This window comes from Planococcus beijingensis, assembly GCF_016820615.1.
Lineage (GTDB): Bacteria > Bacillota > Bacilli > Bacillales_A > Planococcaceae > Planococcus > Planococcus notacanthi.
Window position 1 is genome coordinate 452,380 of record NZ_JADHDZ010000002.1, and the last position, 19,143, is coordinate 471,522.

Annotated in this window: 17 protein-coding genes; 2 read left to right on the forward strand and 15 right to left on the reverse strand. The window is 45.1% G+C overall.

All coding sequences use genetic code 11. From position 1 onward, the window contains the following. Positions 1-359 precede the first annotated feature (359 nt). Complete coding sequence (locus IRE19_RS08450) at positions 360-875, forward strand: TVP38/TMEM64 family protein (RefSeq protein ID WP_238943129.1); 516 nt, start codon at positions 360-362, stop codon at positions 873-875. A gap of 16 nt (positions 876-891) precedes the next feature. Here IRE19_RS08450 and guaC read toward each other — a convergent pair whose 3' ends face one another. The 10 genes from guaC to IRE19_RS08500 all read right to left on the reverse strand — a co-directional run bounded on the left by guaC (position 892) and on the right by IRE19_RS08500 (position 11,530). After that, positions 892-1,875 (reverse strand): GMP reductase, encoded by a 984-nt coding sequence (gene guaC, locus IRE19_RS08455; protein ID WP_191715636.1) that lies wholly within the window; start codon positions 1,873-1,875, stop codon positions 892-894. A gap of 133 nt (positions 1,876-2,008) precedes the next feature. Beyond that, the gene (locus IRE19_RS08460) at positions 2,009-3,313 is read right to left on the reverse strand and encodes an MATE family efflux transporter (protein WP_203340013.1); all 1,305 of its coding nucleotides are present in this window, start codon (positions 3,311-3,313) and stop codon (positions 2,009-2,011) included. Between the two features lie 77 nt (positions 3,314-3,390). Beyond that, positions 3,391-4,152 (reverse strand): ABC transporter ATP-binding protein, encoded by a 762-nt coding sequence (locus IRE19_RS08465; protein ID WP_203340014.1) that lies wholly within the window; start codon positions 4,150-4,152, stop codon positions 3,391-3,393. Positions 4,153-4,170: 18 nt separating this feature from the next. Further along, positions 4,171-4,947, reverse strand: coding sequence for an ATP-binding cassette domain-containing protein (locus IRE19_RS08470; RefSeq protein WP_203340015.1), 777 nt, complete (start codon positions 4,945-4,947; stop codon positions 4,171-4,173). After that, complete coding sequence (nikC, locus tag IRE19_RS08475) at positions 4,944-5,783, reverse strand: nickel transporter permease (protein WP_238943130.1); 840 nt, start codon at positions 5,781-5,783, stop codon at positions 4,944-4,946. The genes IRE19_RS08470 and nikC overlap by 4 nt, the downstream gene beginning before the upstream one ends. Continuing rightward, on the reverse strand, positions 5,783-6,727 hold the full coding sequence (gene nikB / locus IRE19_RS08480; RefSeq protein WP_203340016.1) for a nickel ABC transporter permease: 945 nt from the start codon (positions 6,725-6,727) through the stop codon (positions 5,783-5,785). Before nikB ends, nikC begins: the two co-directional genes overlap by 1 nt. After that, the gene (gene nikA / locus IRE19_RS08485) at positions 6,728-8,221 is read right to left on the reverse strand and encodes a nickel ABC transporter substrate-binding protein (protein WP_238943154.1); all 1,494 of its coding nucleotides are present in this window, start codon (positions 8,219-8,221) and stop codon (positions 6,728-6,730) included. A 552-nt stretch (positions 8,222-8,773) separates the two neighbouring features. Beyond that, complete coding sequence (locus IRE19_RS08490) at positions 8,774-10,135, reverse strand: copper amine oxidase (protein WP_191715631.1); 1,362 nt, start codon at positions 10,133-10,135, stop codon at positions 8,774-8,776. Positions 10,136-10,251: 116 nt separating this feature from the next. Further along, the gene (locus IRE19_RS08495; protein WP_238943131.1) at positions 10,252-10,974 is read right to left on the reverse strand and encodes an anti-sigma factor; all 723 of its coding nucleotides are present in this window, start codon (positions 10,972-10,974) and stop codon (positions 10,252-10,254) included. Next, on the reverse strand, positions 10,964-11,530 hold the full coding sequence (locus IRE19_RS08500) for an RNA polymerase sigma factor (protein WP_191715629.1): 567 nt from the start codon (positions 11,528-11,530) through the stop codon (positions 10,964-10,966). The genes IRE19_RS08495 and IRE19_RS08500 overlap by 11 nt, the downstream gene beginning before the upstream one ends. Before the next feature lie 254 nt (positions 11,531-11,784). On the opposite strand from IRE19_RS08500, the gene IRE19_RS08505 reads away from it, so the two are divergent. After that, the gene (locus IRE19_RS08505) at positions 11,785-12,657 is read left to right on the forward strand and encodes an SDR family oxidoreductase (RefSeq protein ID WP_203340017.1); all 873 of its coding nucleotides are present in this window, start codon (positions 11,785-11,787) and stop codon (positions 12,655-12,657) included. A 57-nt stretch (positions 12,658-12,714) separates the two neighbouring features. On the opposite strand, the gene IRE19_RS08510 is transcribed toward IRE19_RS08505, so the two are convergent. The 5 genes from IRE19_RS08510 to IRE19_RS08530 all read right to left on the reverse strand — a co-directional run bounded on the left by IRE19_RS08510 (position 12,715) and on the right by IRE19_RS08530 (position 18,970). Continuing rightward, positions 12,715-13,146, reverse strand: coding sequence for an Hsp20/alpha crystallin family protein (locus IRE19_RS08510; protein ID WP_203340018.1), 432 nt, complete (start codon positions 13,144-13,146; stop codon positions 12,715-12,717). A gap of 256 nt (positions 13,147-13,402) precedes the next feature. Further along, entirely contained in the window at positions 13,403-15,850 is a 2,448-nt protein-coding gene (gene uvrA, locus IRE19_RS08515) for an excinuclease ABC subunit UvrA (protein ID WP_203340019.1), read from the reverse strand. A gap of 51 nt (positions 15,851-15,901) precedes the next feature. Then, positions 15,902-16,495, reverse strand: coding sequence for a class I SAM-dependent methyltransferase (locus tag IRE19_RS08520; RefSeq protein WP_203340020.1), 594 nt, complete (start codon positions 16,493-16,495; stop codon positions 15,902-15,904). Positions 16,496-16,655: 160 nt separating this feature from the next. Further along, positions 16,656-18,128, reverse strand: coding sequence for an aldehyde dehydrogenase family protein (locus tag IRE19_RS08525; protein WP_203340021.1), 1,473 nt, complete (start codon positions 18,126-18,128; stop codon positions 16,656-16,658). A gap of 104 nt (positions 18,129-18,232) precedes the next feature. Further along, entirely contained in the window at positions 18,233-18,970 is a 738-nt protein-coding gene (locus tag IRE19_RS08530; protein ID WP_203340022.1) for an SDR family oxidoreductase, read from the reverse strand. Positions 18,971-19,143 lie beyond the last annotated feature (173 nt).

Below are 19,143 nucleotides of genomic sequence, written 5' to 3' on the forward strand. Positions count from 1 at the left end.
CTTATGCCCAGCTATCTGTTTCCATTTGGCAACTCGTCTGATCTGTCCATCGACACTTCGCCAATCCTCCCCTTTCCGTTCTTCTACTAATCCATATCCATTTTTATAAAAGTAAAACGTAATTTCTGATAAAAAAACAGGGTTTATACTACTTTTAACCATTCCAAAAATCAATTGCAATAAAGTCGAAAACAGACAAAATCCTGTTTCCGTTCCGGTCAGTTTGTTGCTATGATGGTGGAAAGAAAGACTATGGATACTTTGTTGAAGATTTCGACTGGGGAATCCTGAAAAACTTCTTCTATAGAATGGGAGGTGCCGTAATCGATTCTTTTCTCTTGGCACTAGAATTTCTTGTCTTGTTACTTGCCAATCTCGTGGTCGGTGCGGTCGGTTTTATTCCCAGTATCTTGATAACCGCTGTCAATATAGATTCGTTAGGCCTTTATATCGGTGCAGCTTTAACGTTTTCAGGTGAAATATTCGGTGCATGGATGGGTTTTTACCTGTACCGTTATGGATTTGCAAAAGCAGATCCGAAATGGCTGCGACACCCTTTTTGGCAGCGATTCACATGCCAGTCAACAAAACGGATTTTCAGTCTGGTGATCCTGCTGCGCTTGCTGCCATTTATGCCGTCGGGCTTCGTTACAGCCGGTGCAGCACTTACCGCCATCAGCGGAAAGCATTTTTGGATTGCCAGTACAATCGGCAAAATTCCGGCCGTGATACTGGAACTCGCTGTTGTTTATGGAGTTATCCAAACCGTACCTAAGAACATCCAAGTCATGCTCTTTGGAGCCATACTTGCTGTCTCAGCAATCGCCTGGCTAAAATCAGCCAAACAGAAAAAAAGCCTTCAATCCAGTGATTGAAGGCTTTTTATGTTGTTTAGTATACTTTGTCTCCATTAAAAATGGAGTTTTTAACGATTACATAATCCACGTTGCGGATGGCCAGGAGCTTGTCTCCTCCAGCGTAAGAAATCGAAGATTGAAGATCTTGTTCCATTTCCACCAACGTATCTTTCAATGAACCTTTGTATTCGACAAACATCTTCTTGCCCTCGACGTTTTTCTTTTCACCTTTTTGGAATTCAGAAGCTGATCCAAAATACTCTTTCAGCAGCTTGCCGTCCTGGTTGATGGTTTCACCAGGTGATTCCTCATGGCCAGCAAAAAGAGAACCGATCATAACCATTGATGCCCCGAAACGGACCGATTTTGCAATATCGCCGTGTGTCCGGATGCCGCCGTCCGCAATAATTGGCTTGCTTGCCGCTTTTGCGCACCAGCGAAGTGCTGCCAGCTGCCAGCCGCCTGTGCCGAACCCCGTTTTAATCTTAGTGATACAAACTTTTCCGGGTCCGATGCCCACTTTCGTCGCATCCGCTCCAGCATGTTCCAATTCGCGGACCGCTTCCGGCGTCCCTACGTTTCCAGCAATCAAAAAGCTGTCCGGCACCAATTTCTTAATGTGCTGAATCATATCAATGACTGCGTTGGAATGGCCGTGAGCGACATCGATCGTAATGTATTCCGGTGTGACTTTTTCGTCCGCCAGCTGCTGGACGAAATCATATTCTTCCGGTTTTACACCTACACTGATGGATGCAAAAAGACCGCGTTGCTGCATGTCTTTTGTGAACGCCAAGCGTTTTTCCGGTTCAAATCTATGCATAATATAGAAATAATTATTTTCCGCTAAAAATCCCGCGATTTTTTCATCTACGATTGTCTGCATGTTTGCAGGGACAACAGGCAGCTTAAAAGTACGCCCGCCAAATTCAATCGACGTATCACATTCTGAACGGCTGTTAACCACCGCTTTTGCAGGAACTAGTTGAATATCTTCGTAATCAAATACATTTTCCATTAATAACACCCCTATACACGAATGATATATCTATATATCTAAATAATTGTTCGTCCATAAGATAATGTACTTTATTTCCGGCAAGATGTCAAAGAGCAAAATAAATTTAATGCTGAACGTGGTTGACGACTTTTTATTCCTTGCGTATCAATAGGTTCAATTTTGGCACATAAAGAATCAAGAAAACAGTTCTGCCAAGACTAAACAAGATGAAGGCCAACCATACTCCATGGTTTTCTAAATACGGTACGCCTGCCGCCATTGCAATCAAAAAGACAGTTAAAGAAAGCAGCATGGAATTTCGGATTGGAACGGTTTCGGTTGCCCCCGTAAATACACCATATAGGACAATACCAAAACTCGAAACCAAAGGAAAGAACAACAGCCAATCGCCATAGATATATCCTAACCGGATCACTTCCGGAATCGAGGTGAAAAACGAGAAAACCGATTCTTTGAAGATCCAATAAAGCATTAACAGCATTACCGAAGAATAGAAAGCCCATTGAAACGACAGTTCCAAATTCCTTTGAAAAAGCTTTCTGTCTTTCGAACCGATTGCTTTACCGGAGAAAATGCTGGAAGCGTTGGAAAGCCCATCAAAAAAATAAGCCATCAAGTAATGGATCTGCAGCAGAACTGCATTCGCAGCCAACGTTTCCGTTCCGAAATCTGCACTTTTGTATGTAAATAAATTAAAAACTGCCAGCAGACAAATCGTCCGGATAAAAAGATCCTGATTGACCGCCATCATCTTTTTGACAGATGAACCGTCTGCCAACATTTTGATGGATGGAACCTGGAAGTGGTAAGATGTGCCGCGCCAAATGATCCATAAGCCGAGTATGCAGGCTATCACTTCAGCCAATAGGGTGGCAGCGGCTACACCGGAAACTCCCCATCCAAATCCGAAGACAAAAACCACATCCAAGACGATATTCAGCAGATTCATAAAAATTTGGATAAGGACTGAAATTTTAACGCGGGACATGCCGATCAGCCAGCCCATAATGACATAGTTGATTAAAGTAAACGGAACGCCCCATATGCGAATGCCGAAATATCCGGATGCCAACTCGGCCACATCTTCAGCAGGATGAAGTAAACTTAAGGCTATGTATTCAATGGGTTTTTGAAACACTATAAAGCCAATTCCCACAACAAGCGCAATAATCAATGGCCTGATGAATGCAAGCGTTCCCTGAAGCTTATCATCTGCCCCGTTTGCTTGGGCAGCAAAGCCCGATGTTCCGATGCGCAGGAAACCGAACAGCCAATAAAGGGTATTGAAAATTACTGTACCGATGGCGACACCGCCGATATAAGCAGGATCCGGCAGTTGTCCGACGACTGCTGTATCAACGGCTCCCAGTAAAGGAGTAGTGACTGTCGACAAGGTAAGCGGAATCGCTAAGGCTAAATAATTGCGGTGATTCATGACGAAGCTCCTAACACGTTAAATTTAGATAGATGGGAATATCAATTGAGCGTTTTTATAAAAACAGACTCCGTTTTTCAATACATGGAAACCAATTCTTTCGTATAGGAATGGCGTTTAAGCAAAAAAAGTTCTTCAGTTGGAAAAGCGTCAATTATGCGCCCTTCCTTCATGACCAACAAATGTTGGCTTAACGAAGCAACAGCTGCCAGATCATGTGAAATGAATACGTAGGACAGCGAAAATTGCCGACGAAGCTTCTCCAGCAGCTTCAGTAGTGAGGCTTGTGATAGAACGTCCAGGCTTGAAGTCGGTTCATCCAGGATGACCACGTCGGGTTCAATGCTGATAGCACGGCAGATTGCCGCACGCTGTTGCTGGCCTCCACTTAATTCATGTGGATACCGGTCAGCCAAGCTAGCTGGAAGTTCGACGGCGTGCAGAAGCTGCTTAACATACTGCTCATTGCTCTCATAATTGAAATGCCGTAAATCCTTTTGGTTGCCGAATTGCAGATATGGATCCATCAACGAATCACGTATCTTTAATTTTGGATTTAGTGAAGCAGAAGGATTTTGGAAAACGGCTTGGATGTGCTTTCTGAATGGCTTCAGTTTCTTTACGGATAAATTTTGCAGCGTCTGTCCGTTCAATGAAATTTCGCCTGAATCAATTTTCTCCAATTGCAATATACAGCGGGCTAACGTGCTTTTGCCACAGCCGCTCTCCCCGATGATTCCGAGACAATGGCCTTTTTCCAAAGAAAATGAAACGTCATCCAGTACCTGCCTGCCAGATGAAAATGTTTTCGTGACGCGGCTGATGTTCATTAGCTCCATGTGTTCCCCTCCGTCCGTTTATTCTTCAGCCTGACCTAGGCTTGGTATTGCTTCAAGCAAAGTTTTTGTATAGGAATGCCGAGGAAACTCCATAATCTGAGACCTGTTTCCCTGCTCAAGTATGTCTCCATCTTTCATGACTAAAACATGATCTGCATAGTTGGCTGCATGACGCAGATCATGGGTAATGTGGAGAATGGCACATCCCGTTTCTTTCTGTAAACGCGCCAGCAGTTGCAGGATTGGGTAAGAGGAGATGCTATCCAAAGCGGTCGTCGGCTCGTCGGCGATCACCAAAGCGGGTTTCAGCAACAGTGCAAGAGCAATGGCTGTACGCTGCAATTGGCCCCCGCTCAGTTGAAAGGGAAAACGGTCAGCGTATTCGTCTCCAAGTCCGACAGAAGCGAGTGCCTGCTGCCTATTTTGGAGTCGTTGAGCCTTTGACAATTGGAGATGGTTCCGCTGATACTCGTCAAAATGCTTGCCGATGGTCATAAATGGCGTAAATGAGTTTTGGTAGTCCTGAAATATATAAGCGATTTGCTTGCCGCGTATGCTGTTCAATTTCTTACTAGACATTTCAAGGAGATTGCTGCCATTGAACAGGATTTCTCCACCTGCTTTCAGATTCGGCGCCAGCAATTGGCCGATGGCTGACGTTGACATGCTTTTCCCACTGCCGCTTTGGCCGACGATGGCCAGCCAGTTTCCCGGTTCTACAGAAAACGAAATTCGTTTTACAATTTGTCGGGTTGCCGTCTGTATCGTCAGCTCGTTAACTTCCAATAAATTCACAGTTGCACTTCCTTTTTTACATCAAATTTGTCCCGTAAATAATCGCCTGCAATATTGGAAATGAGCACCACGGCCACAATCGCCAGTCCGGGATAAATCATTAACGAAGGCATGGATTGAAAATAAGGGCGGGCATCATTCAGCATAGCACCCCATTCTGGAGCTGGAGGCTGAGCTCCTAGTCCGATATAGGATAATGATGAAATCAGCAGAATGATTTTCCCTAAATCCAAGCTTGCGAGCACTAAGACATTGCCGACGATATGCGGAAAAATATGTTTGCGGATAATCTGTCCATCGCTTAAACCATTGATTTTTGCCATGGCAATATATTCTTTTTCTCGTTCATTGACCACTGTGCTCCTGGTGAGGCGGGCATAATTCACCCATTTGACAAAGACGATGGCCAGTAAAAGGTTTTCAATACCCGGTCCCATTAGTCCGCTTAAGACAATCGCCACAATCGTATCCGGAAAAGTGAGAAATGCATCTGCAATGCGCATCAGGATCCGTTCTATTATCCCGCCTTTATAACCGGCCACCAATCCGATCGGCAAACCGATCATCACTGCTGCCGCTAATGCCGTGAAGGCATATCCTACAGTCTGCTGTGCGCCCAGAAAAATCCGTGTCATTACGTCACGGCCAAGATGGTCAGTCCCAAACGGATGCAGCAGGCTCATCGGCGATAGCCGCGAATTCAGATCTACCATATCCGCATCATGTTTCAGGAAAAGAAAAGTATATGCTGCAAGGAAGCCCACCAGGATTAAAAGCATAACCAACATTCCGGTTTTCCAATTCCGCTTTCTGATTTTCATTTTCAAAACGACCATTAGCTTTCTTTCCTTTCATGCATTCTGATTCTAGGATTTAAGTAGCGGTATGAGATATCAACCAGGCTGTTGACAATAAATACAATGACGGCCATCAGGAACAGGTAACCTTGAATGACCGGGTAGTCCCGTGCTCTGATAGCTTCCACCACCATTTTGCCGATTCCTGGGTAGGCAAAAATCACTTCGATGACGACTACGCCGCCGATTAAACTGCCTAGACTGACGCCAAAAACGGTGATCACCGGCGGCAAGGCAGCCCGCAATGCATGGAAGAAAAAAATCTGGACTCCGGAAATCCCTCTCGAACGAGCCGCTTTTATGTAATCATTGCTTAAAGCATCAATCAAACTGGAACGCAGCAACCTGACATATACACTCGTAATGGCAAGGCCCAGTGTAACCGATGGCAACAATATGGAAACAAAGCCATCACGCCCCATAGTCGGAAGCACATTGAGGCGCACTCCAAAGAGATCGATCAATAACAGACCGAGCCAAAAACTTGGAACCGCTGCTCCAAACAACGAGATCCAGCGGCTTACTTGATCGATCCAACTGTTCCGGTATATAGCCGCCAAAGAACCTAAAGGAACTGCAATGAATAGCATGACCATTAGTGCACCCACAGTCAGTTCCAATGTTGCCGGAAGCCCGCTCAGGAGCATTTCCAAAACGGGTTGGTTGGTCAGATAGGACTTCCCAAAGTCCAGTTTTACAAAATCCATGAACCAATTACCATATTGCACGAGAAGCGGTTCATTAAATCCCAATTCCTCTCGCAACGTCTCTACTTGCGCCGTTGTCACAGATACATCATCAACACGAAGAATCGACATTACCGGATCTCCAGGAGCCAATCTCGCAAAAAGGAAGCTGACAAAGGTGACCACTAACAGAAAAACCATCACTTCGCTGGCTCTTCCCATTAAAATCCGCGCCATTTATTTCACATCCAACGTATGGGTCAACATATAATACTCGCTCTTTGAAGTTACCCAATTCTCTACTTTATCTGCGTTGTAAGCGACCAATGTATTGGGATGAAGAATAAATGAATTGTAAACTTGTTCATCTACATAAAGTGCAATTTCTTCAGCGATGGCCGAACGCGCTTCTTGTCCTACTGTCTTATTCAACTCGTCAATCAGCGCTGTCAATGCAGCATCATCCGCACCGCTGAAATTCAATGCACCATGCGGATGATAAGTGGCATTCAAATAATAGCCTGCATCTCCACGAGGCGCTGTTAAGTTGCTGTAAGTCGCCAAATCCCAATCGCGGTTGGCGGCCATGTATTCTTCGGGAACCTCAATTTGCTGGATATCCACTGCAATACCTAATTGCTTGGCGTCCGATTGAAAGACTTGTGCAATCAGCGGCAAATCCGCACGTGCACTATAGGTCAATAAAGTAAGAACCAATGGTTTTCCTTGCTTTTCCATCACACCTTCTTTTATCTCGTATCCGCCTTGTGCTAAAAGATCTTTCGCATATTCCAGTCCAGTTAATTTTTCAGGATAATCCGGAGCAAATGAAAATGTAGAGGGAAACGGGCCTTCTGCCACTTCAGCATGTCCCTTCAAGATCGTTTCAGCAATCGATTGGCGATTAACCAGCACATCAACCGCTTTTCGGACATGGATATCTTTCATCGTTTCCCGTTCCAGGTTCATCGTCATTTGGTGGACACGGAAAGTGGAAGTGGATTCCACTTTGATGCCTGGCAAAGCTTCCAGAATCTCCAGGTTTTGGACTTCCGGACGAAAAACAATATCCGCATTCCCCGATTCAAGTGCCAGCGACCTGGCATTGGCGTCTTCGTTAAACGAAAACCTGGCAGCCTCTAACTTGGCAACCCCATCCCAATAGCCGTCGTACCGGACCAAATCCACGGCTGTACCGGGTATAAACGACGAAACAGCAAACGGTCCTGTGCCTACCGGTTTGTTGATAAAATCAGGTTCGGTGACGTCGATAATTGAAGTATTCGGATGGACCAATTCAGATGGAAATTCTGGAAACGGTGAAATTGTCTTTATTGTCAGCTGTAAGCCATCCGCTTCAATCGTTGCTATGCGGAGCGCATTTTTGATGGCCACGTTGTCCTTTATGGAACGCTCTAATGATGCTTTCACCGCTTTCCCATCCATCGGGTTGCCGTTTTGGAATGTAACGCCTTTTTTCAATTGGATGGTCCATTCTTGTCCATCTTCACTTTCCCAACTTTCAGCAAGCCAGGGCTCCAGCTTCAGCGTATCGTCATTCAGATGCACCAAAGTTTCCGTGATTCCTGCTCGAAGCGGTACATAACTGCTGTCCACATTGGGATCAAGTGACCGCGCCGCAAAATTGAACAATAGTTCGAGCTCTTTCGGATTGTCACTCTGCTGCCCTTCTGTAGCCGATGTACAGCCGGCCAATACGAATAAAATCATAAGCAACAGTAAACCCACTTCTTTTTTCACGTTCTCCACTCTCCTCACATAAAAGTAATCATTACGATTTACAGAATAAAAAAATAATAGTCTTATGCTTATTGCGCCTATCATCAACTGCATATTCGCATTTGTTGTTTCCTCGAGCTATTGAACCCCAGGATCTGCTCATACCTTCTGTTTACTATGTACTGTTTAAATCGTAAACGTTACGTTTTATATAATATCGTTTTGTTTCTTTTATTGCAATCTAATTTTTAATCTTTTTTAGAATTACATATTCATGAACTACATTTCGAAGCAACCCCCCCTCGGATGCAGCTATATTTTGGAAAGCCATCACAATCTTTTCGATCAAATTGTACATAAGCCAGATTAAACCAGCCATCCATCTGCTTTTGTTCAGCAATCCTCACTTCCGGTTTTTTATAAACAGCCTTTTTGATGTGCCATAAAAAATATTTCAATAACCGATATAAACTAAAAAAAGGCTGTTCCAACAGCCCGTTTTTGCAGCTTTGGAACAACCTTTCATAGTTTTCAAGTCGTTTTTTATTGTTTGCGGAAACGCAATGCCAGTGTTGTAGTCAATCCAGCAAGCATCAGGCCAGCCAAAATCCACAAGTATGGAATCGTGCCGGAATCAGCTGTGCCGCCCATACCCGTTGCAGGCATTTCTGAAGGCATTTCTGTGGAACTGAACTCTTCCGGGAACTGGTCAACAATCGCCGCTGACAGTCCCGCTGCCGGCATAGTCATATGCGCGTATGCTTCACGAATCGAGCTGTAAGCTGTCTCGTAATCCCCCGCTACATACGAATCAAAAGCCACAAGCAATTGATCGACGTGTGCTGTCAAACCGGCTTCAAAATCCGCTGCCGGAATGCGGCCTTCGGTCGCTGCATCCAATAAGGCAGCCTGTTCTACAATATAGGCGTCAAGATCCGCTTTCGCTTGTTCCTGCGCTTCTGCATCGCCTTCACCGGTCGCTACCACATAATCCACAAAGTAGCCGATGTGAGAATTCCAGATTTCAGAGAATTGTGCTCCAGCCTCTTCGCCGTAAACCGATCCTACTGCTGCAGAAAGATCATCCGCATTGGCAAGAAGTGCTGCTGAAGCCTGGTCGAAACTTTCAGCGCCATCCGCGCCGTCCTGCATCGCCATCGCTGCAAGACCTGCATGTTCTGTAAATGTCATATTCAGCTGTGCACGAAGATCAACTGCAGGTGTATCAGGATTTGTTCCTTCGAATACATCCGGGAACTGATCTGCAATCGCAACGGACAAACTTTCAGCAAACATGCTCATGTGGTGGATAGATTCGCGTTCGCCCGTGTAAGCCGCTTCAAAGTCACCCGCTACATAATCATCAAAAGCCATAACCAACTGATCCACGTGCATGTTCAAACCTTCCAGTACAGCATCAGCCGGCAATCTTCCTTCCGTTGCCGTATCGAAGAAAGCTGCTTGCTCCTGTTTGTATTCTTCCAGTGAAGCCAATGCCTGGTCTTTCGCTTCTTGGTTGTCCTCACCTGTTGCTACTACATAGTCCACGAAATAGCCGATGTGGGAGTTCCAGATTTCAAGGAAAGCTGCTCCGCCTTCTTCTCCATAAACAGAAGAGACTGCTGCTGCGATATCATCCGAGTTGGCTAAAAGCGCTGCTGAAGCCTGGTCGAAATCTTCTGCTCCATCCGCTCCTTTGCGCATCGTTTCAATTGCTAAAAAAGCATGTTCCGTCAATGCTGTATCAAGAGTGATGCGCAATTCTGCTGCAGGTGTTGCAGTGCTTGATTCCATCGCCGATTCACTTGATGCCGAATGGCCACCGTGGCTATCCGCCAATGCTGCTGTTGGTACCAATAAAGCCAATGATAGTGGAAGTGCTAAAAGACATTTATTTAATTTCATGTTCATCTCTCCTCTTTTTTTATAGTTTCATAGACATAACGGAGAGTGTTTTCATTTAGATCACATTTTTTAAAAAAAGAATTTAAATAAAAAAACTGGCCGCTAATGCGGCCAGTTTAAATCTCTGAACTCAGTACAACTTCACCTTTCGGCAATTCATTCCCTGCCTCGGGCTCGAGCGTAATGGCGATGGTATCCCATTCTGCTGAGGATTCTTCTAGTTGATAATAGCTGGCCCCTTCACCGTTCGGATTAGGAGAGAATGCGCCGGCTGGTATCGGTTTGTCGTCTTTGATCAGCCATACCTGGTAAACCTGGCTGGCATCCAATTCGGCCAATTGGTCGGCTTTCACCACAAGGTTCAATGCTCCTTGTTCTTCTATCATTGCCGCCGTTGCGGTTCCGGAAAATGCAGCACTCGGCTCTAATTCAATTGACTGTATCGCCGTTTCCGGTTCTTGATTCTGATCTGATAATTGCATGAATGCATAAGCATTACCCAATAATGAAGCAAGCAGGACCGCTGCAATCAGTGGCTTCCCGATGTGAAACTTTTGTTTAGGCTTTTGAATCGGTATGGCAGCCATTTCTGGTTTTAATGCTACAGGGGAATCGTTTTTTTCTGGTGTCCCTTCGAATACATTGGACAGGATACGTGATTTCATGCCTGCCGGCGGTTCCATTGGATCTGCAAGATAAGGGAGCTGGCCTGTCGCTTCAACGATTTCCTGGCATTCTGTACAGGATGTTAAATGTTGTTCAAATTGGTCCGTATCATTTTTTGATAAGGTTCCATTCAGATAGTCAATTAGTTGATCACAATCCATATTAGTCATCATATGCCCCCCTTCCCTGCATTCCGTGCAGTGATGTTTTTAATTTCTTTAATGCCAGTCGTATTCGGCTCTTGACGGTCCCTAACGGAATGTCACACATGTCCGCGATTGTTTCGTGTGTATGGCCTTTGAAATAAAACAAATCAATCATTTTTTGCTGTTCACTCGATAGACGCTGGACGGCTGTTTCAATTTGGCCTTTCTTTTCCTTCCATTCCACCTGCTCGTCAACAGGCAGATCGTGGCTGGCCATTTGCATCGCCTCTTCAATCGGAACAGAAGGCTTTTTGCGTTTCCTGATTAAATCGATGGCCGTATTCTGCGCCATTCTGAAGAGCCATGATGTAAACTTGCCTTTGCTTTCATCGTAAATCCCTTTGCCCCGCCAAATCTTGATAAACACTTCCTGCAAGGCTTCTTCTGCCAGTTCGCGATCTTCCAGCATCTTGTAGAGAAAAGAAAACAAGATTTTTTCATAGCGGTCGTATAATTGCTCCAATGCCGCTTTGTCCTGTTCGCTGATTCGCATATATAAATATGTATCGGTACTTTTTTCCATCCCCGGTCTCCCTTTTTACATATTTCGTAAGTCTACTTTACTATAGTTGGCGCTCCAGGAATATCATTTCTTCTTACGAAATTTAAATACGCTCCAATACGGCCAGTTGATACTGAATTGTATATCGCCATATCGCTTTTTTTGTCCTTAAGCTGCTATTACTTATAAAACGCATTAAAGACAAATTTAGTTCACTTTTTTGAAAATCCGGGAATACATTAGGTAACTAAAGATTAGTGACTGGAGGAATTTGCATGAGGTATAACATCACTGCTGCAACTGGAAACCTGGGCTCCAAAATAGTCGAAGAAGTACTGAAGCATATTGCTCCTGAAAAGCTGACACTGACGGTTCGGAATCCCCACAAAGCGGCACAGTTCCAACAGCAAGGTATCCAGATCAGACAAGCCAATTACCGTTCCGAGCAAGAACTTGCTTCAGCTTTCAAAGATACAGATGTCCTTATCTATATTCCGAGTCTGACTTTTCCAAGTGTTTCCCGAATTATGGAATTTGAAAATGCCATGATAGCAGCTGAAAAGATGAACGTGAAGCAATTTCTGTTTATCGGATTTATGGCGGATCAAGGCAATAACCCATTCAAGATGAGTCCATTTTTTGGCTATGTCCAACGCCGTCTCGCTTCCGGAACTGTGCCTTACACATATATACGCAATGGCATGTATTCCGATCCCTTGCCGCCTTACCTGCCTGAATTGGCAAGACGGGGAAAGATCCTTTATCCAGTGGCGGATGAGCGGATATCGTTCATTTCAAGAAAAGACCTTTCAACTGCGATTGTCCAGATTGCCTTGCGTGAAGAATTGCAGAACCAGGAACATACGTTAACCGGACCCGAAGCCTGGTCCATGGCTGAGCTGGCCGACTTGTTCAGTCGGATCAGCGGTTCACCGATTGTCTATGACCCGCTATCCAACGAGGAGTTTTCGGCACTCTATGATGAACCAAAAGGTTTCGGTCCTGTACTCGTTTCTTTGTATCAGGCAGCCGCAAAAGGGCTGATGGGAGAAGTGACGGATGATTTCAAACGCATCACCGGAAAAACTGCAGAAGGACTGGAGACTTATGTAGAACGGGAATACCGGAAGCTGATCAGCTCTCAATAAAAAAAGGCCATACAGCCGAATTTGGCTGTATGGCCTTTTCTGCTGTATGGCCTGTACTTACTCTATCAGAATTTGATGCCCTTCTTCTTTTCTCTTGTCTTCTCTGGATTTTGGAACTTGCAACATCAAAACGCCGTCTTTGAAAGATCCGGAAATATCGTCCTGTTCCACTTCACCGACGTAGAAACTCCGCTTGAAAGAGCCATAAGAACGTTCTTTCCGGATATAATGGCCGTCGTTTTCGGTCACTTCTTTGTTTTCTTCTTTCTTGCCTTGAAGCTGAAGGTAGCCTTCTTTGTATTCAACCGAGATGTCTTCTTTCTTGAACCCCGGCAGGTCCACTTCCACTTCGTAATGGTCATCTGCGTCTTTGATGTCTACTTGAGGGTAATTGGCTTCTTTGAAAAAACGGTCAAAGACATCCATTTCAAAGTTGCTGTCAAAAAGGCTCGGGAAAAAATCTTCCCGTTTTCTTGGCAAAAGTTTCATTTTTAAACTCTCCTTTCAGAAAAATTTAAATGAATTTCACTTAACTTCCCCTGAAAATCCGCTGTATCCGACACTATACAACCAGAGCCTTCCTGTTACACCGCCTATCCCTCCTTCACCTTCAAATTACTGTTGAGTGATTTATCACTCTTTCTAATAATAATTATAGAAATTGAAATTTTATTGTCAAATAAAAGCTTTCAAAATTTATAAGAAAATTCAGATTTTTGGCCGGTTGCATTTACCCGGTTGCTTATTACAAGTACTTTCCCGTATAAGAATTTTCACACGCTTTGATTTCTTCAGGAGTGCCTTGTGCAATAATGCTGCCACCCCTAGCCCCGCCTTCCGGTCCGAGATCGATGACCCAGTCGGCTTGTCGGATGATTTGCGTATTATGCTCGACGATAATGACATTATGCCCTTCATCCACCAGCTTATTGAGCAGCACCAGCAGTTTTTTGACGTCATTCGGATGAAGGCCAGTTGAAGGTTCATCCAAAATATAAAGCGTTTCCCCTTTTGCATGTCTGTTCAGTTCTTTCGCGAGCTTCAGGCGCTGGCCTTCTCCTCCAGATAAAGTTGTTAAAGTCTGCCCCCACTTCAAATAGCCCAGACCCACTTCGCAAAGGAGTTCTATAGTAGAAACGATTTTGTTTTGGCCTATGAAAAAATCAATACTTTCCTCGATGCTGACATTGAGAATGTCTGAAATGGATTGCCCTTTGTATGTCACAGCCAACACTTCCTCCTTGAAACGCTTGCCTGAACAAACGGGGCAAACTATTTCCAAATCCGGCAGGAAATACATTGGTGTGAACACAAAGCCCATTCCCTGGCAATGTTCGCAGCGTCCACCTTCTGTATTGAACGAAAAATGCTTGGCAGTCAATCCGCTTTCCTTTGCCTGTGGCAGTTTCGCGAACAGGTTCCGGAACAGTGTATAGATTTCTGTATAGGTCGCCACATTGGAACGCTGCATCCGCGTCAAACTGGACTGGTCGACTGTCACCATCCGGCTAAGCCTATCTGTTCCTGTGATTTTGTCATAACCGTCATTTACATGGCCTTCTTCTCCACTGGCTGCCAATATGTCAAAAAGCAAAGATGATTTTCCGGAACCCGACACACCCGTCACGGCAATAAAACAGCCCAACGGAATCGAAACCGTGATGTTCTTTAAATTATTCTTGTAAGCGTTGTGGATGGTGATCTGCTGGCCGCTTCCTTTTCTGCGCATAGTTATGTGCGCCTCTTCTTCCTTCAGATAAGCACCCGTCACTGATTTTCCCTGTTCCATCAAGTCCGGCAACGTACCTTCACCGACAATTTCACCGCCGTTTATTCCGGCGCCAGGACCCAAATCGATGATCCAGTCAGCCTGTTTCATGACGTCGACGTCATGTTCAATAACCAGGACCGAGTTGCCCAGTTTCCGCAATTGCTTCAAGACGTCAACCAGCCCTTGTGTATCCTTCGGATGCAAGCCTGCAGTCGGCTCATCCAATATATACAAAACACCCGTTAAACTGGAGCCCAAAATAGTGGCCAGCCTTAGCCGCTGTGCTTCTCCGCCCGATAAGGTGGCCGACTGCCTTTCCATCGACAGATAGCCGATTCCCACGTGAATGATGCGCTTGATTTTTTCGGCCAGTTCAAAGACAAGTGAAGCGGCAACAGATTCATCATTCTCATCAAAATCTCGTGATATTCCTTCGACCCATTCAAGTATCAATTCCAATGAAGTGTGAGAAACGTCAGAAATCGTTTTTCCACCTACCGTGACTTCACGGCTCTGCTTTTTCAGTTTGGTGCCTTGGCATTCCGGACAAAGCTGCTGAATGAAAAAGTCCGCCTCTCCCGAGTTACCGCCTTTCTCCCGATACCTTCGCCACATCCCGGTCAAGACGCCTTCAAACTTTCCTTTGGCGACCGTTTTAGGAGGCTGCACTTTCGGATAACTCTTGGTGAACCTTTCATCCTCTACTCCGTAATACAGCAGATCCTTCTGAACGGTCGTCCATTCCTTTACCGGCAAGTCTTTGTCGAGCGTGAATCCATAATGTTTAGCTGCTGCCATTGCTGAATTCCCGTAATAATCGGTGATTGCAGAATTCCAAATGACTACGGCACCTTCGTTCAGGCTTTTCTCGTCATCAATCACCTGTTCCGTTCGAATCCCTAACTTTTTCCCAAGTCCCGAACAGGCTTCACAAGCCCCTTCAATTGTATTAAAAGAAAAATGGGCTTTTTTCAGGTTTGCCATTTCATAGCCGCACGCTGAGCAGAACATCGTCTCGCTTTCCTCGTCCAAGTCTTTGGGTTTTCTAATTTTTTCATGGCAATTCGGGCATTCACGAACGCCCAATTTTTCATAGATGATCCGCAGGTACGTATACATATCTGTCACCGTGCCGACCGTTGACCGCGGATTTCGGTTGGTGGATTGCTGCTGTCCGATGCCGATGGATGGAGACAGGCCGCTGATTGATTCCATTTTGGGTTTATTGATGAAATTGGTGGTCATGCCATTCAGTTCCATGTATTGCCGTTGGCTTTCCCGTTGTATGATGTCCAATACCAATGTCGATTTCCCTGAACCCGAAGGCCCGGTAATCACCACAAACTGCTGTTTAGGAATCGCTAAGGAGACATTCTTCAAATTATTCTCAGAAGCCCCTTTAATATGAATATAATCCGTCACGTCCATCGCCTTCTTTCTGTTAGTAGCGATAACTTGCTGCAGAAAGCATCATTATTGAATACAGCGGCTTTCAATCGTTAAAAACAGCCCTTTATAGTAAGAAGTCACTTTGTCGACTTTCAAACCCGAATTGGCCACCAACCAAAGCGTATCACGGTCCAAATGGCAGCCGTCACAGAGCTTTTTCCATAATGGAGTCAAGGCTACCTGAGTTTTCCCAAATATTTTCTGATCCATTATAACGTGCTCAAACATTAGAATTTTCGCCCCTGGCTTGCTGACCCTCTGAATTTCTCGCAGCGCCTGTTCAGGATTGGGAATGGTGCAAAACACCAAAGTGGCCATTACCGTATCGAAACTATTATCCGCGAAGGGAAGATTTTCAGCGGTTGTCTGGTATGTAGCAATCGGGATTTGGGCTTTTTTGATCCGCTTGATGGCCTGTCTGCTCATAGCGGGATTCGGCTCGATGGCATCAACCCGTTCAACGTTCCGATAATAACGGAAGTTCGCTCCTGTCCCAAATCCGATTTCCAATACCCGGCCTTCCGCTTTCCGTACTAAACCGCTACGGATCTTTTCAAAGCGCATCTTCTCCAGCGGCTGCATCGCTGTATCGTACAAATGTGGAAACAATCCGGCCACCGTTCATCAACTCCTCTTTCCAAATTCACTATTGTATATAGGATTCGACTCTTTCTTTGTTATTCCCTTGTATTGGCTTATTGATTATTTATCCATAACTGCTGTTTGACTTAATAAAAAAATACAGCCACAATCAGGTGGCTGCATGTATAAACATCTATTATTTTTTTGTATTGTCGACAAAAGGACCATATTGGCGGCGCTTGTGTTGAACTGATAGCCATTTGAGCGTCGAGAATTCTTCCAAAACCCACTCGCCGTTAAAGCGGCCGAGCCCTGAATCTTTTTCTCCTCCGAACGGCATATGCGCTTCATCATTGACCGGCTGATCATTGACATGAATCATGCCCGTGTGAATCTGATGTGCAATATTTGTTCCGTGTTCGATATTCGCTGAATGCACAGCACCACTCAATCCAAACGGATAAGCATTTGCCATGTCAATCACTTCTTCATCACTGCTGAACGGAATTAAAATTGCAACAGGACCGAAGATTTCGTTTTCAGCCAGTGGCATGTCGTTAGTTACGCCAGTCAACACAGTCGGTTCGAGTACATTGTCTTTAGCGTTGCCGCCGAGACGCACTTCTGCTCCTTGTTCGACACTTGCGTCAATGTCTTTGAGAATGCGGTCGACTTGGTCGCGGTTGATCAATGGACCAACTTGTGTATCCTGCTCTGCTGGGTTGCCGAATTTTAATTTACCGGCACGGGCAATAAACTCTTCAGCAAATTGTTCGTAAATGTCCTGATGAACGAAAATACGGTTAATGGCCATGCAAATCTGTCCCTGATGATAGAATTTGCCGAATAAAGCTGAATCGACCGCTTGGTCCACATCGGCATCTTCCAATACGATAAAGTTATTATTTCCGCCAAGCTCAAGTGCTGTTTTTTTCAACGCGCCGCCAGCAAGTTCCCCGATACGTTTGCCGACAGGCGTCGATCCGGTAAAGGAAATCAAGCGAGGGGTCGGATGCTTAACGATATCATCACCGATTTCAGATCCCCGGCCGACTACCACGTTCAACAAACCTTTAGGCAATCCAGCCGCTTCGAAAATGCTGGCAAACAATAGCCCACCGGTTACAGGTGTATCAGTAGCCGGTTTGATGACCACCGCGTTGCCGATTGCGATTGCAGGTGCGATCGAACGAATCGCCAAGTGCAATGGGAAATTCCAAGGGCTGATGATGCCGATAACGCCCAGGGGATTTCGGTAGACCCTGTTTTCCTTGCCAGCATGCTGTGAAGGGAGAATCTTGCCTTCCATACGGAAAGGAAATGTTGCAGATTCCTTTAAAATGTTAATGGATGCCCCGAACTCGACAGTCGCTTTGATGACTGTGCTGCCGGCTTCCTTGACCAGCCAATCGATGATCAGTTCTTTGTTTTCCAGCATGACTTCCAATGCCTTTTCAATGACTTCGCGTTTGGTTTGCGGCAATTCTTTAGCCCATGCTACCTGTGCTTCAGCAGCCGCCTTGTATGCAGCATCCAAATCGTTTTTGTCTGCTGCCTGAGTAGTTACCAGCTCTTCTCCTGTAAAAGGGTTCGTGTTTTTCATTTGGCTGTCGCTTGAGCCTTTTATCCATTCACCATTTATATAGATCTTCGAGAAATCGGTTTTCATTTGAATCGTCTCCATTCTTGTTTCGATTTATCCCGCTTTAACGGTCATTATGGAACAACTAACAACCAGTGGGGATAGAGAACCCCTTTGATTGAAGTTTCTCTTTAAGGCTGTTGTCTCGGGCGAATCAGAATCTCGTTCACATCAACATGCGCCGGCTGCTCTACAGCGTAAGCAATAGCGTTGGCGATGTCCTGCGCATTGAGCAATTCCATTTGGCCGCCTTCTTTAAAGGCATTCAAAACATCATCGTCGGTGATCGTATTCGTCAATTCTGTGGCTACTGCACCCGGAGATACAATAGTCACACGGATTTCATGTGACGGGTCAATTTCCATACGCAACCCTTCCGATATGGCGCGCACTGCAAATTTGGTTCCACTATAAACTGCACTGCCTTTGGAAATTGTATGGCCGGCTACTGAAGAAACATTTAAAATATGGCCGAACTTCTGTTTTTCCATAATTGGCAGGACTGCAGCGATTCCGTAAAGGACGCCTTTGATGTTGACATCGACCATCCGATCCCATTCATCGACTTTCAACTTGTTCATGAACGACAAGGGCATCAAACCGGCATTATTGACCAATATATCAATTTTTCCATATTTCTCAATTGCCCGATCAGCCAAGGCTTTCATTTCATCTGCAGAAGTTACATCCGTTACCTGATAATCTGCTTTTCCGCCAGCGGCTTCGATTTCTTCTTTCAATTCTTTCAACCGCTCTTCACGTCTTGCAGCGAGCAAGACGGAATAGCCGCGAGCCGCTAATTCTTTGGCTGTTGCTTCCCCAATCCCACTGCTTGCTCCTGTAATAATTGCTGTTTTTTCTGTTGTCATATCCGTTCATCTCCGTTCTTTTACTTTAGACTTTTTTCCAAAAAACAGTCTACAATAAATGGGTCTTATCCTCTTTACCCACACCATGGATATTGTTAAACAAGCAGACGAAAAATTAACCATCTGCCTTAAGCTTGAATATGCTATAATTTCCCTAAAGATGGGGGTGTTTT